General features: G+C 52.0%; 10 protein-coding genes. 1 reads left to right on the forward strand and 9 read right to left on the reverse strand.

All coding sequences use genetic code 11. The features are described from left to right. Positions 1 to 1,199: 1,199 nt before the first annotated feature. On the forward strand, positions 1,200 to 2,099 hold the full coding sequence (locus FS806_RS03640) for a LysR family transcriptional regulator (protein ID WP_144933261.1): 900 nt from the start codon (positions 1,200 to 1,202) through the stop codon (positions 2,097 to 2,099). Positions 2,100 to 2,121: 22 nt separating this feature from the next. Here FS806_RS03640 and FS806_RS03645 read toward each other — a convergent pair whose 3' ends face one another. From FS806_RS03645 to FS806_RS26535, 9 genes are all read right to left on the reverse strand, one after another. Next, the gene (locus FS806_RS03645) at positions 2,122 to 3,081 is read right to left on the reverse strand and encodes a carbohydrate ABC transporter permease (protein ID WP_144933262.1); all 960 of its coding nucleotides are present in this window, start codon (positions 3,079 to 3,081) and stop codon (positions 2,122 to 2,124) included. Positions 3,082 to 3,094: 13 nt separating this feature from the next. Next, entirely contained in the window at positions 3,095 to 3,964 is an 870-nt protein-coding gene (locus FS806_RS03650) for a carbohydrate ABC transporter permease (RefSeq protein WP_144933263.1), read from the reverse strand. Between the two features lies 1 nt (position 3,965). Continuing rightward, positions 3,966 to 6,362: a DUF5696 domain-containing protein gene (locus tag FS806_RS03655; protein ID WP_225312665.1), complete on the reverse strand. Its 2,397-nt coding sequence runs from the start codon at positions 6,360 to 6,362 to the stop codon at positions 3,966 to 3,968. Next, positions 6,359 to 8,470 carry a YIP1 family protein gene (locus FS806_RS03660; protein WP_144933264.1) on the reverse strand — a complete coding sequence of 704 codons (2,112 nt, stop codon included), beginning with the start codon at positions 8,468 to 8,470 and terminating at the stop codon, positions 6,359 to 6,361. Before FS806_RS03660 ends, FS806_RS03655 begins: the two co-directional genes overlap by 4 nt. A 13-nt stretch (positions 8,471 to 8,483) precedes the next feature. Then, a complete protein-coding gene (locus FS806_RS03665) occupies positions 8,484 to 9,362 on the reverse strand; it encodes a carbohydrate ABC transporter permease (RefSeq protein WP_144933265.1) in 879 nt (292 codons plus the stop codon). Then, a complete protein-coding gene (locus tag FS806_RS03670; protein WP_144933388.1) occupies positions 9,359 to 10,255 on the reverse strand; it encodes a carbohydrate ABC transporter permease in 897 nt (298 codons plus the stop codon). Before FS806_RS03670 ends, FS806_RS03665 begins: the two co-directional genes overlap by 4 nt. Positions 10,256 to 10,349: 94 nt before the next feature. Next, entirely contained in the window at positions 10,350 to 13,325 is a 2,976-nt protein-coding gene (locus FS806_RS03675; protein ID WP_144933266.1) for an extracellular solute-binding protein, read from the reverse strand. A 75-nt stretch (positions 13,326 to 13,400) separates the two neighbouring features. Next, the gene (locus FS806_RS03680; protein WP_144933267.1) at positions 13,401 to 14,519 is read right to left on the reverse strand and encodes an ABC transporter ATP-binding protein; all 1,119 of its coding nucleotides are present in this window, start codon (positions 14,517 to 14,519) and stop codon (positions 13,401 to 13,403) included. Positions 14,520 to 14,592: 73 nt separating this feature from the next. Next, positions 14,593 to 14,913, reverse strand: coding sequence for a hypothetical protein (locus tag FS806_RS26535; RefSeq protein WP_260981965.1), 321 nt, complete (start codon positions 14,911 to 14,913; stop codon positions 14,593 to 14,595). Between the last annotated feature and the right edge of the window lie 34 nt (positions 14,914 to 14,947).

Consider the following 14,947-nt stretch of genomic DNA (forward strand, 5'->3'; position numbering starts at 1 on the left):
CCCGCATTGAACGGGGATTCTGGGGACAAAGACGGGTTATCCACAGATTTGAGTTATCCACATTCCGATTTCATGTTCACACTATTGAAGCAAGGTGCCGCGGTCAGAGGCATGGGGGTCTAAATGGTATGTCTTCCTTGCTATCGTACAATACTAGCGGACCTGCAGCCTCTTAGGCGCGATTCATGTCACTTCTCCGACTCTTTGACCGTTATCCCTTTCACTCAGTACCTTTACCGGCCAACTCCACCTTTTTTCGGTCTCTTTGACCATTATCCCTTTCGCTCAGTAGCATGGCTCCATTGAACAATTATCCCGTAAGCTCAGGCTCTCCAAGGACATGATGCACCTGTTCGGCTCCCAGGGCTTGGATCCGGACCCGGAAGGGATTGAACATAATGCAGAAGCATAGAAAAGGACGAACAGGCAATTTAAGCAGCCTTTCTGATATAAGGGGATAACAGTCAAAAGCCCGGATCAACGATCTTCGTGAGGACGTTTCCTTTCTGTCCAGTCTCCTTAATCCGTTTTTTTCTATCGTACAATACTAGCGGACCTGCAACCTCTTAGGCGCGATTCATGTCACTTCTCCGCCCCATTTGACCAGTATCCCTTTCTCTCAGTACCTTTACCGGCCAACTCCACCTTTTTGCGCCCTTTTGACCGTTATCCCTTCCGCTCAGTACATTTAAAAATTTCCCATACACATCATTCTGTCATAATCCCGAAAGCAATTCTGCCACTTCTTGTCCTCTAATTTTCCAGAAGCTCCCCCAGTCTATAGAACATCGCTGTCCTTTGAAAATACTTTCCTGAACGAAGGGGATAGCAGTCAAAAGCACGGAACATAGAAGCAAAATACAAAATTCTGGCAGACTTTCCGCTCCAAAGCACGACCACGCTTATAACTCGAACAGGATGCCTATGTCTCCCACTTGACGACGCAACTTTGTCCTTATAACGCTGCGGATGTATAATATCATGAGAAGAGCAAAGATAAATAAAGCCAAAATTGTATACGGCAATAAAAGCGTTCAGATCTGCGGTTCTCCACATCACCCGAAGCTGCAATCCTTGTTTCGTATTCCCTTACCATTTGAGGAAAAAGCTTACGGAGGGGTTGGAGGGAAGGTTTATTGCCGACGAGATAGAAAAGAGCTTTAATGAGGCGGGAAAACCCCGCAAAGGAGAGTCTTTCTATGGAATTAAGACAATTGCAGTATGCAGTCCAGATAGCAGCCGAAAAAAACTTCTCAAGGGCAGCGGAAAAGCTTCACATTGCCCAACCCTCCTTGAGCCAACAGCTTTCCAAATTGGAGAAGGAGATCGGGGTTCTCCTGTTCCAACGCAACACCAACTCCGTGGAAATGACCTACGCCGGCACAGTCTTTGTCGAGAAGGCGCAGATTATTCTGGATAAGGTTTCCCAGCTCAAAAAAGAAATGGAGGACATTTCGCAAATGCGAAAAGGCAAGCTGATTGTCGGCAGCTTGCCCATTACCGGGTCCCATATTTTACCGCTCGTCCTCCCCGTCTTCCAGCAGCAGTATCCGGAAATTGAAATTCAACTTGTTGAAGAGACCTCGGCGAACCTGGAGCGGCTGGCGGCAAGCGGCCAGACAGATATCAGTCTGCTCTCCCTGCCTCTGGCGGAGCGCTCCCTTTCTTACCTACCGCTGATCGAGGAGGAAATTCGCCTCTGCGTCCCTCCCCATCACCCGCTTGCCCAGTCAGCGTCCGGGGATGATGCCGTGCGGATCGATACCCTTCGGGAGGAGCCCTTTATTATTTTGAAAAAAGGCCAGGGCTTCCGCCAAATCACAATGGATTTGTGCGGAGCGGCCGGATTCGAGCCGCGGATCGTATTCGAAAGCACTAATATCGATACCGTCCAGTCACTGGTCGCCGCCGGTATGGGGGTCGCCTTCGTTCCCAAGATGGTAGCGAGGGTACAGGGGGAGCCGCATGCCCCCGTCTATCTCCCTCTAGACGGCCGGCCAACAAGAACGTTGGTTATCGCCTATCGGCACGGGCGCTACTTATCCAAGGCAGCGGAAGCATTTATCCAGGTACTGCAGGAGGTCGTTCAGAACCGTTAAATTGGAAAACTTAGGGCCGGGCTTACTCCACCAGCCCCGTTCTTTCCACACTCTCCACGAAATAGCGCTGAGCCAAGAAGTAGATAAGAAGCGGCGGCAGAATGGTCAGGAAGCTGGCCGCCATCTTGATCGCCTCCGACATGTACAACGGCATATCCGCCGCCTGCATGAACTGGTTTATACCTACATCCAGACGGGACATCTGCACAGCGAGCGGCACATTCTTCGCTTCGCTCAGGAACATTCTCGGCATGTAGGTGTCGTTCCATGTCCATACGAAGGAGAACAGAAACACGACCAGAATGGCCGGTTTCGCCAGCGGAAACATGACCCGGACATAAAATTTGAACGCGCTCGCCCCGTCAATCTTGGCCGCTTCCTCCAGCTCCTTGGGCTGCGTCATAAAAAACTGCCGGTAAATGATGACGAACAGAGCGCCTTTGACGCCAAAGCCGAACAGCGCCGGGATGACCAGCGCCGCCAGCGAGCCGTCCAACCCCAGATGCGAGTAAGCAATAATCGTAGGCAGCACTACGACTTGAGGAGGAATGATGAAAGCGAGCAGCAGCAGGAAGAACACTAATTTTTTGAACGGAAATTCAAGCCTTGCCAAGGCATAGCCGGCAAAGCCGCATGAAATGCAGTGAAACACCGAGGCCACAAGTGCCACGACGAGGCTGATTGTGAAGGAATTACCGTATTTGAGCACCTTCCACGCCGTCTGCAGATGTCCCCAATAGAGCGATGACGGAATCCATGTCACCGTCGGATCGATCAAGTCCTTGGCGTCCATGACCATTTTGACAATCATTTTCATAATAGGATGTAAGTAAATATAAGATGTGCAGATGAAAATGGTATATAGAAACAGCTTGAAAACAAGCCCTTCGTTAATTTCCCGTCCGAGCGTCATATACTTCAACTGACGGACCGGGTCCTTGAAGGTGATCCTCCTCTTCAGCTTCATCAGGATCGTATTCATTTCGCATCCCTCCTTATGCCCGCGACGCTCTTTGGTTCCGGTTTAGCCTGCTGTAAATCCACAACACCAGCGAGAGAAAGACGATGATCACAAGAAAATAAATCCAGGCCAGACTGCTGTTGTATCCGTAATTTCCCTTGCCGATTAACGAGATAATCGGATTGAACGGAAAGGTAAACATATCGACGACGGTGTAGATCAGATTGAGCAGAATGAACGGTGACATCGCCGGGAGTGTAATTTTCCAGAACACTTCCCACGGGGAAGCCCCATCTATTCTCGCGGATTCGTAGGCAGATACCGAGATGGTCTGACGACCGGCCAGGAAGATTAGAATCTGCACTCCGGAATACCAGAGGACGAGCACAAAACGGTTCAGTACTTCCTTAACCGGTTTAGCCCAGGAACTGTCTCCCAGGAAAGCATCGAGATAACTTCCGAGAGCGAACCGCTCCAGAAAACCGAGGCTTCCTTCCCCCTGGTTGACGAACTCCGTCAGCACATAACCGGTCGTAAAGATCACCGGCAGGAAAAATATGCCCCGGAACAGGAAGCGGCCTCTCAGCTTCTGATTTAACAAGATGGCGATGAGAAGCGAGAAGATTAGAATAACCGGGATCATGATGACCACTTCCTGGAAGAACGGAATCAATTCGTCGTAGAAGGCCGAGCTGCCGAATAAAATTTCCCGGTAGTACTTTAATCCGACGAACTCGTAGCTCATCCGGGTCGGCAAAATTTTGACGCTGTGAAAACTCATATATAAAGAAAATACAAGCGGAAACCCCAAGAACACGATGAATCCGATCAGCCATGGGGCGATAAACAAGGTGCCTTCCAGATTCCGCATGAAACGGGCGTTCAATCTCTTCTTTTTCCCCATATTACTGCCCTCCCCGAATCACGGCAAAATCATTCGCCTGAACGACCAGGCCTTCGTTTGAGTAAGGATAAGCATTGTAATTGACGACCACCCGATGTCCGTTCGCGTACGTCGTTTCCATCACCCCTTTGGCCAAGGCCCGATGATCCGTAATGAACTCGGTTCTAACCTCGCTCAAAGCATCATTGTATAGCTGATATTGGGTAACTATCTGCTCCAGCCAATCTTTGTAGTAGGTGCTGTAATACCGGTTTAGCGACTTCGATTTCAACAGCTCCTGGGAAGGGGAGGAAGTGACGACGAAGGACGGCTCCGCCCCATACTCGATTCCGCGAAGATAGTTTTCCGTATAGTTGCCGCTCAGATTGGCATATTCGAATGAATAGCTGACCAGTCCATGCAGGGCGATCTGTGCGAAAGGCACCGTCCGGTCGACGAACAAATCATAAGAATAGTCATTGGACAGACCGTCCCAATGCTCTGCAAATTTGCCTGCGTATACGTTGCCTTCCGCTAGCTGGATACGTCCCAGCTCCTCTTGCGCTGTCTGCAGCAGACGCCTCTGCAATTCCAGCGACTCGGTCCGGGTCAGGGAATATCTTTCGTTGTAATCGGTATTAAGGATATCACCGATGCCGTCTCCGAATAGTAGGCCATCCACACCCAGTTCTTTCACCTTCTGCATATCCCGGAGGACCACCTCCTCCATGAAGCGGGGGCTGACGAAGGTCGTCTCGTCCTCCCGGTTCCACGAACGGAAGCGGATAACGGACGATCCCTGATCGCGCAGACCGTCCCGGCTGCCGCGGAAGCCATCCCTGCCCGTATTATTGAAGGTGTAGGAACGGGCATCCAGAAAGAGGGAGAAGCCTTTGGAGCGGACAAAATCAGCCAGCCGCTTCATCCCGCCGTTTCCGCCCAATCTCCGGTCGACCGGGAAATGCCCTCCGGCTTTGCTGTATCCTCCCTTTTGCCACCCGAGATAGACGACGGACATATCCTCCACTCCCAAATAATGAAGCTGCCGTACGATCTCCTCCGCTTCGTCCGTTGTTGTCAAAGGGAGATAGGAATCCCAGAGGAATCCTTTGGCTGTATCGCCTCCAAGCAGGTGAAGCTGCAGCCGGACACCTTCCTCCGACGCAGGGAGCCGCTCATAGCCGACCTCTTCCATCAGGTATTGACGATACCGGCCGGCCATTCGCGCATAATCCGGCTGCTCCTCGAGAAGATAGTAGCGGACCGAGCGGTCTCCTGCCGTCAATTCCTTGCTATAGGTATAGAAGCCGGCGGTTCTTCTTGTATTGGACGGTTGAAAATGTTTAAACCGATAAATTTGCTCTACCGTCGTCCAATTGTACTGGCTGAAGGATTTGGATGGAGCCGCCAGCACGCTTGCATACTCCGCTCCCTGATGGGCCACGGCGACAAATCCTTTGTCCCCGTCTTTGATCCCGAATACGGGCATTCGCACGGGAAGCCGGTTGGAGAAGGTGGTTCCGCTGCTATAAGCCCAATCCTCGCCATAAATTCTTTCGTTATAAAAGCTGGTTGTATTCGCGCGGTCCTTCTTGAAATCAATCAGCGCTCCGGAGCCATCTGGAATTAACAGGAAACCGTTCTCCCCATCCGATGCTTGAGCGCCGAAAAATGGAAACAGGCGCAGCGAAACCAATCTCGCTTCGGGGTCTTTCTTGGCGTTCGACTTGGCATTTGCCTTAGTATTGGGCTTAGCCTCCTCCTTCTGTGCCTCCTTCACATCCTTAAGCCCTTCCTCCAGGACGGTTGTTTCCACATAATCGTCTTTAAGCCGGACCTGTACCGGGATGACGAAGCCGAGATTCGGCATCTCATAGGTGATTTTAAATCCATCGTTTATTCGTTCGAAGGAGGAAATTTTACCGGATTGCTCGTAATAGTTGGATTCCTTCAACAAATCCCTCCGTACCTTAAACTCGACGAAGCGGAACATGAAGGGGGATTTCAGATGCACTCTCCAGGCTTTGGAGTTTTCCTGACTGCTCCAGTATTGCGGATCGGGATATGATCTCCAGACCTGTTCCGATTGTTTGCTGACGACGATGAAATGGCCCGATTTAGGATCTGCCTTCAATTGATACCGCCCATTGTCCGCCACGATTTGCATAGCCGATTCCTTAGGGAAATCCGGCTCCTTCACGTTAGGATTAGCTGCGGCCGGCTTGGCTTCCTCCTCCTTGCCGGGAGCCGGCTTCTGACCCTCATTGGACGCCTCCTGGCTCCCATTCTCCGCTGCTTTGTCTTCCTTGGCCTGAACCGGTGCTTGACCGGCAAAGACCATAAGGACGGGCATACAGGAGAGGACGATGGCCACGGCCAGGGCAGTCAGATTTCGTTTCGCTTTCATAAACCGGATCACATCGACACCTCCTGGTACAGCGTATAGATGAAGTCCACAAATTCCGAGGATAGACCGAGAATGATGAAAATAAGAACCCAGAGAGCGATCATCGCCACAATGGTTAACAGAATATTTACGATCGTCTCGCCCACGCTGTAATTTTGCAGAGACTGGATCTTCCAGAAGAAAAGCAGCCCGCTCCAGCCAATCATCAGCCATTCGAAAAAGCTGTATATGGAATTTTCGCTCAGCGTCATGATATTGGATATGAGCGCCAGCGGCACCCCCAGCAGCACGATGGGGAACAGGGCATAAGCGCTCCCTACGAACACGTCTTTAAAGCGGGCCTCCCCCTGGGAGATCGAGCCTATCAAGTAGTGGCAGATCATCCAGGTCAGCAGCAGGACGGCAAACGTAACAATGATGGGCGCTCCCCTGAGCTCATTGGCCGGAACCGGATTAAAGCTGAAGCTCGTCAAATTTACTTTGGCCAGCAGCATCATAATGACCAGTGCCAGCAGTGCAATAGCGCTTATATAGCCGCCCCTGTTCAAATATCGGAGATCGCTGAAGCCGTCCAGCGGATGCCGCAAAATATAGAAGGCGTGACCTAACTGCTTCAGCCAGATGTGCTCCATCCATCTCGGCCTGGTCCTTGGCAGTAAACGCCAGCCGAATTTCTTCTTCAGCCGGCCCCCGGCGACGCCGGCAACGCCGACAGCCAGCACTGAATTGGCGAGAATAGAAAAGTTATGCTGAAACCACTGCAGCCTAAGCTGCCAGAAAGCATCGGAATAACCCTCCGCATTACCGGCCAAACGATACATCTCCAATGCGGTCTTGTAATCCTCCTTGTGGAAGGCTGAAAGAGCCAGCCCTTCATAAGCGGGAGTGAACAAAGCGTTAAGGCGCACCACTTGATTCCAGTAGGCTTCGCTTTCCGCATATTTGCCTTCCTGGGTCAGCTTGTAAGCGGTATGGACGGCCGCTCCGAATTCCGTCGGTTTGAACACCTGAATCAAGTTGAGGGAATCGTCCAGAATGAACATCTCATTGCTCGAGTTGGTATCGACCGCCACGGGGCTCTGATTGATACCGACCAGCGGAATTCCCGCCGCTACCGGTCCCGACCAGTAAAACAGCAGCTTGCCGCTCGGATCGTACTGGGCGACGATATTCATGGCCTTATCGATCACCGTCAGATTTCCGTTGGCATCCACGGCGACGTCGGCAAGCTGTGCCTCGGGGTAGCTATCCCCTTTGCGGAAATAGCGGGAGCGCTCGGTGAAGCTCAGCTCCTTCCACAGGTTATCTCCCCGTATATTCAGTTTTTTGACCTGCTCGGTTTTCGAGCCGGATACGGAATAGATGAATCCCTGCTCATCAATGTCAATATTGCGGATCGTCGTAGGGAGAAGTCTGACCTGGCGGCTGAGCTGCTCCTTCGTGTAGAACATTCTGCGGATCCGGTCCATAACGGATACTTCCGTTGAATTCGTCCCGAAGAAGCCGAAGAATTCTCCCTCCGGGTCGAACTGCACAATCCCCTGATAGCTTCCCTGCGAGATGACATAGACGAATCCCCGTTTATCGACCACCATGTTGATCGGCTCATAGACGAACGAATCATTGATAAACCGCGACTTGGGGCGTTTGAATTCCTGAACGAATTCCCCTTCCCGATTCAGCCTGGCCACACGCTGGTTTCCGCTATCTGCTACATAAATATCTCCGGCCTCGTTAATGAACAAGCCTTGGGGTTTGTTCAAAGGACTCTCGGGAACCGTCAGGACACGGACCACCTCACCATGTTCGTCGAAATGAACGATCCGGTTGTTATCGGTGTCCGCCACATAGATATGGTCATTCCGGTCCACGAACAAATCCTTTGGCGCTTTGAGCGGAGAGTACACCTTATTGCCGTTGTCATCCTCAATATAAATATCCTGTCCGATAGTCCCTATCGGGGCGTACGCAGGCTGAGTGTAGACGACCCTCCCGAAGCTGTCTCTTGTGAAGGTGGAGAAGGGAACTTCCGCATGGGCGGCAATCGGCCATATCACTGCAAGCAGGAGCACCAAGATCAATATCCCTGCCAGCCGTTTACGCGGTTTGGATGCCTCCATCTTACCCCCTCCTTTACTTGATCCCCGAGTGAGCCATCGTAGTGATGACCTTGCGTTGGGCAATTAGAAAGATGATCAGGGACGGCAGGAACATGATCAGCACTCCGGCAGCGGCCGCCCCTTGCCTGGCCACTGTATTCGCCAGGTTTGCCGTTAGGGTGGACATATAGAACGGCAAGGTCTTCATGGACTCCTCCTGCATGAAGAAGATGGAGGTTTCGGCATTCCCCCACGCCGATTGGAATGCCAGAATCGTAATCGTCGCGATGGCCGGACTGACGACCGGGAGGACGATACGGGTGAAGATTCCCCATTCGGACGCTCCATCGATTTTGGCCGCATCCAGCAATTCATCCGGCAGCTGCTCCATAAACTGCTTGAGCAGGAAGACCCCTACGGGCAGCGCAAGCATCGGCAGAACGTGACCCCAGTACGTGTTCATGATGCCCAGGCTCTGAACGACGACATAACGGGGAATCGCGATCGTGTCCGTAACGAACAGCAGTGAGACAATGATCGTGCCGAAGACGAGCTTGGAGCCCGGGAATTTATGCTTTGCCAAGGGATAAGCACACAGTGCGCCGACCACTACCATGCCGATCGTTGCCAAGATCGTTACGACCACGCTGTTGAAGATATAGCGGGAAACCGGAACGAACGTGCTCTGCGTCAAATTGAGCAGCTCGATGAAATTCTGTGTCGTCGGCTCCCTGACGATGAATGTCGGCGGAAACAGAAACAGCTCGTGAAGCGGCTTGAAGGCATGATTAAAAATATAGACCAACGGCAGCAGCATGAACGCGGATAGCAGAGTCAACAGGACGAACAGAAAATATTGCGTACGGTCAATCCGCCGCAGCACGCGGATTACGGCCTTCCATTTTTGCCTCATTCCTTCTCTCCTCCTTCCTCCGTGCCGAACAAGTACCAGAAGAACCGGCTCAGAATAAACATCATCAACAGAAGAATGATCGATATAGCGCTTGCATAACCCAGCTCGAAACGGATAAATCCGTAGTCCTGAATATGATTCGCCATCAATTGTCCCGCATAATTCGGGGTTGGGTTGCTGCCGGACAGATCGGTTCCTATTCCGCCGGAATTTAACGTATGGACAATGGCCATAACCGCGGCGAAGAGCATCTGCGGCTTCATCATCGGAATCGTGATATACCAGATTTCCTGCAGGCGGCTGGATATGCCGTCAATGCGTCCGGCCTCGTACAGGGTGCGGTCTACGTTGAGAATTCCGGCCAGTTGGGCCAGGAAACCGATCCCCATACTGGACCAAATGGAGACGATAATCATAATATTCAGCAGGTAATCCGCATCCAGAACGAAATAAATCGGTTCGTCAATGAAACCCCAGCGCAGCAAAAAACTGTTGATATATCCGGTCCGGTCACCAGTAAACATCACCTGCCAGACGACCGCCATGGCTACCCCGGCCGTTAGCGACGGCGCATACATAGCCAGGGCGTACCAGATGCGGACGGCGTTCGGGAGCTGCGAGATGAGCCAGGCCAGAATGAAGGACAAAACATAGCCTATGGGCCCTACGAACAATGCGAATTTGAACGAATTGGGCAATACATGCTGCAGAAAAACGATATCTTGGGAGAAAATGTTTTGATAGTTGTTCCACCCAACCCAGCTTGGAAACTCAATCGCGTTGAAATAGGTAAAGCTTAACAGCACTCCTGCAATAACCGGAATAAGAATGAATATGGTAAAAGCCAGAACGAATGGCGCAATGAACAAATAGGACAGCCTGTATTTGTACATTTCCGAGAGAAGATGCTTAAATTTGCCGGACAAGGTTTGCTGGCTCCTCTTCTGTCCAGCCTGAAGCCTGTGCTGCCGGACCGGGGCATGAAGGTTACTCGACAAACGGATCCACCCCTTTCCACGGTTCCGTCACTTGCGGAAGCTCCAGCGTTCTGAGCACATTCTCCTGCTCATCAACCAAGCGGAATTCCTGCTGCTTGCGGATCAATTCCCTCTTGATCTGCTTGACGGCCTTCTCCAGCGATATCCGCGGGTTCTCATCGTCTATTGTGGCCCGATTCCAGGCGAAGCTCAGCTCTCTTGTCGTCATGTAACCCCCGGGTACATTCGGAATATCCTTCAGCCATCGCCACTGCTCCAGAATGACCTGCAAATCCTCCGGCCGCCAAGGCATATGAACGAACGCGTTAATGTTGGCCGAATTCCAGCGGAACGCCTCCCCGCGATACTGCTCGAGATTCAGGCCGTATTCCGTCTGTATGTCATCCGACATATACCACTGCAGGAATTTCCAAGCGAGTTCCTGCTTTTCCTTGGGCGTATCCCGGAACAGCATGGCACTTGTCGTCTGCAGGCTAGTGCCCCCGGACCAGCGTACGATGGACCCGTCCGGCTGCTTCGTGCCGGGCACCGGAGCGATTCCCCATACATTGAGAAGCTCGGGAGCGGCGACAAGAAGCTGCATGTATTGATTGAAATCAGCTATCCCGATCGGCATGAAGCCTTTCCGGAACTGGTTATAGAAGCTCTGCACCTGACGTTCCATTCCATGGACGTTAAATAAATCGGTCCACTGCTTGAAGGAATCGAACGCCTCCGGCGTATCCAGCCCGGTATTCAAACCATCCGGGGTATACATCTCGACCCCGTTCTGATAGAAAATATAGGAAAAATCATTCGGATCGACGTAGAAATTCGCTTGATTCTGCAGCAAGGTAGGCACCATATCATATACTTCCTCCCACGTATCCGGCACCTTCAGCTTCAAGCGCTCCAAAATATCCTTCCGGTAGAACATCACCTTGAAATTAATCGTTTCCGGGACACCGTAATATCCGCCGTTGTAGTAATACGGAAGCATCGCACCCGGATGGAACTTGTCGAGAAACGACCCGGCGCCGGGCAATTCCGACAGATCGAGCGCAGCGTTGCGCAGCGCCATCTCGAAGGGCATATCTCCGGGAATACCGAGGGCAATGTCCGGCAGAATCCCTCCCGCCTTGGCCAAAATGAGCAGATCCTTCGACTGGATCAGATTGACGTTGACCTTGATCCCATGCTCAGGCGTAAATCGCTCGTCCGCCAACTGCTGAAGCTCGTCAACATAATCCCGACCCCACAGCATCCAGACGTTCAGCTCCTCGTCCTTCTGCTCATTCAGCTTGTTGCTGTCGGTAAAGGAAGCGAACAAGGAGACTATAGCCCCCCACAGCTTCTGGAAGAAGCCGGCCGTCAATTTCGGGAATTCCGCCTGCACGGAGGCGGCATAAATTCTATCCACCTGCAGCGGAGCCTCTAATAAAGCCGTGCGCTGCGTTTCCAGCTTCTCCTGCATCGTTCCGATATTAATCTGGCGATATGGAATTTCATTCGGATTCTTCAATAAATCTTCGATGTCCTTGGCGCTCGATTCGAAGGACTGGGAGACGGTATCGGTCATCCCGTTAATTGCGATCATTTGTTCCGCAAGCCAATTGTACTGCTCATGCAGCTTCTTCAAACGGTCCACCAAGCCGGGAAGCTCCTTCTCCACGTCCCAAACCCGGAATTCGTCCACCCGGTTGCCGGTAGCGGTTCTCAGATCGAGCGAAATGTCTCTCCATTCGCTCGCCATGCCGTCAATAACGACCAACAGAGGGATGAACGGCTCGTAATTGACTTCCATTGAAAGTGTGTGAGTCCCTTTCGTCAAATAAAATTCGTAAGGCTCCCCTTCCTTATCCGCCAGCGTAACGCCCTGCCAGGAGGTCGCATAGGGAAACCCGTAATGCTTCATTTCCTGAAATGGAATTTCCCCGTCAATAGAAATGCTGCGGAATACGGACAGATTTTTATGGAAATTTTGCTTAACGCGCATGGCGAGCTTGTATCTTCCGTCCTCCGGCACGTCCAGCTCCCAGGTAACGGCCTGTCTGCTGCGATACCAGCTCCCCCCGCCGATTGTATTGAACCTTACTTTATAGATGGAATATGGGGTCGTGAGCGGATCGCGATCATACTGGACCTGAATGGACGTAGAATTTTTAGAATAAAAATGCTCCGCTTCGACCTCGATCAGCCGGGCTTCCTCAGAAGACTCCTCCGGATATTCCGATCTGACCTCGGCATAATCCCGAATCGATTGTGGCGGGTTTACGTGCAGCGCCTTAATGGCCAGCGGCTGTCTGACGGCTTCCAGACGAATTCGGTTTGTTCCTTTCTTCAGCGGCCACAGAAGAGGCTGTGAATAAGCGCCTTCCGAATCGCGGAACGGCTGGTTCCTCCATTCCCCCAGCTCTTCGACCAGTGATCGGAGCTGGTTGTCTTCTTTATCAAATTTCGGCTCCAGATCGCGGAATTGTCTCTCGAACTGAATCGACCTTGCTTCCCTGAAAGGGTGCTCCCCGTTAATCCGCACGGACAAGATAACGGCTTGCCGGTTGCCCCCGTCCTCCTCCGGCAGCGGATAATAATCCAAAGCGAGCTCATACAGCCCGTCCTGCTCTGCCTCGACCTCATATTCGATCCAGCCCTTGACATTCTTCCATACAAGAACATCGTTCTCGCCCTTATAAGCCCCTATCCGCACCTCTGCTTGCTCGGAGCTTGCCGCAAGCCGGTTCGCCGGAACATAAGCCCCCTCCTTCCCTTCCGCCCAGCCCTGCTCCTGCCATTCCTGGCGAATCTCGTAATAGAAGGGGCCGGATTCCAAGGAGGATTCGTCACCGGAAATGACAGCTGTCTTGGCGGCGGACGGCGCCAATGCCGCCAGACCGCTGTGCGGCGCAGCGAATAAACCGGTCAGCATGGCGCCGATCAGCATCACAGCGGTAAACCGGGATCTGTTCCCTTTATTTGTGTAAGCCATCGGTATCCTCCTTCCGCGCTATAATGGGGTGATAAAATGATTCGCTTCGTACCTTCTTTCACCAGACCTCCAAGGTCAATCTGTTAACAGCACCCCGGTCGTTTTATGAAAAAACAAAGCTTTATTCATGTCCAGCGCCACGGTCACCTTAGTTCCGTCATCGTAATGATGTCTCGGATGCGCCCGTACGACCAGCGTTTGCTCAGTACCAATATCCATATGGTAGTAGCGGTCGGAGCCCAAAAATTCGTTGAACTGCAGAATACCCGTAAGTACGGAATCAGGGAAGGCTTCCATGACGATCTCGTCAAAGCTTATGTTCTCCGCACGAATTCCAAGGACAACGGTCATATCCACCAAATTTTCCTTGCGGAGGTGATACGCCTGCTTTTCTGTAAGCCGCAGCTTGAACCGGTTCGTATGGAAATCAAGCTTTCCCGCTTCCTCCCTGATCCGCCCGTCTATAAAATTCATGGGAGGATTGCCGATAAAATTGGCCACAAACATATTGACCGGCTTGTTATAGACCTGCTCGGGGGTATCGACCTGCTGAATGACCCCCCGGTTCATCACCACCACCCGGTCCCCCATCGTCATCGCTTCTACCTGATCGTGAGTGACATAAATCATCGTGACTCCGATTTTGCGGTGCAGACTTATGATTTCCGAACGCATCTGCACCCGGAGCCGTGCGTCGAGATTGGACAGCGGCTCATCCATCAGGAAAGCCTGAGGGGTCCGGACGATGGCACGGCCCAGGGCGACCCGCTGCCTTTGTCCCCCCGATAGCTCCCGGGGTTTGCGATCCAGATAGTTTTCGATCTCCAGCACACGGGCCGCCCGTTTGACCGCCAGATCGATTTCGTGCTTCGGCTGTTTGCGCAGCCTGAGACCGAAAGCGATATTTTCATAGACACTCATATTCGGATAGAGGGCGTAATTTTGGAAAACCATGGAGATGTCGCGGTCTTTGGGCGGATAGTTATTGACGATGGTGTCCCCGATATAGATCTCCCCTTCGGAGATATCCTCCAGACCGGCAAGCATTCTCAGCGTCGTCGATTTCCCGCAGCCGGAAGGGCCGACGAACACAAGAAATTCCTGATCCTCCACTTCCAGATTAAAGTCCTTAACAGCGACTTCTTTGTATTTTCCATACCGTTTGTAAACGTGGTTAAACAAAATTCTGGCCAATGGTAAACCTCCCTGTACCTCGGTTTCGTTTCTCACCTTGCCGATTTCATATGTCTTTCTGCTTCGTGCAGGGTCATTCTCTTCTGGACTTTTCTTCGGCTATCCTCATTTCGGCCTTCTCCTGGACTACCCGCAGGAATTCGGGGATGTTCATGTCGGATTCGGCAAACTCCGCCAGATGGCCGACGATATCGACGTATTTATCCCACGGACTGACTCTGGATGGGGGAAGCGCTGGTGTACGGGCCACGAAGGCGCTTAAATTTTTGCCGTCGAAGATTTCATAATTGACCCCATAACGCTCATTGATTTCCGGCTGATTAAGCACCGTCAACCCATCCGCGATTTCAGCCAGCACCGTCTGATGATCCGCAGATACGACTTCCATCAGCACCTGGAAGGCAGCCTCCTTGTTTTCGCTATATTTA

The sequence above is a fragment of the Paenibacillus sp. 32O-W genome (assembly GCF_007679495.1).
Lineage (GTDB): Bacteria > Bacillota > Bacilli > Paenibacillales > NBRC-103111 > Paenibacillus_L > Paenibacillus_L residui.

Coding starts and splice junctions, on each gene's coding strand:
- FS806_RS03640 (WP_144933261.1), top strand. CDS start 1,200: ATGGAATTAAGACAATTGCAGTATGCAGTCCAGATAGCAGCCGAAAAA.
- FS806_RS03645 (WP_144933262.1), bottom strand. CDS start 3,081: ATGAATACGATCCTGATGAAGCTGAAGAGGAGGATCACCTTCAAGGAC.
- FS806_RS03650 (WP_144933263.1), bottom strand. CDS start 3,964: ATGGGGAAAAAGAAGAGATTGAACGCCCGTTTCATGCGGAATCTGGAA.
- FS806_RS03660 (WP_144933264.1), bottom strand. CDS start 8,470: ATGGAGGCATCCAAACCGCGTAAACGGCTGGCAGGGATATTGATCTTG.
- FS806_RS03665 (WP_144933265.1), bottom strand. CDS start 9,362: ATGAGGCAAAAATGGAAGGCCGTAATCCGCGTGCTGCGGCGGATTGAC.
- FS806_RS03670 (WP_144933388.1), bottom strand. CDS start 10,255: ATGTACAAATACAGGCTGTCCTATTTGTTCATTGCGCCATTCGTTCTG.
- FS806_RS03675 (WP_144933266.1), bottom strand. CDS start 13,325: ATGGCTTACACAAATAAAGGGAACAGATCCCGGTTTACCGCTGTGATG.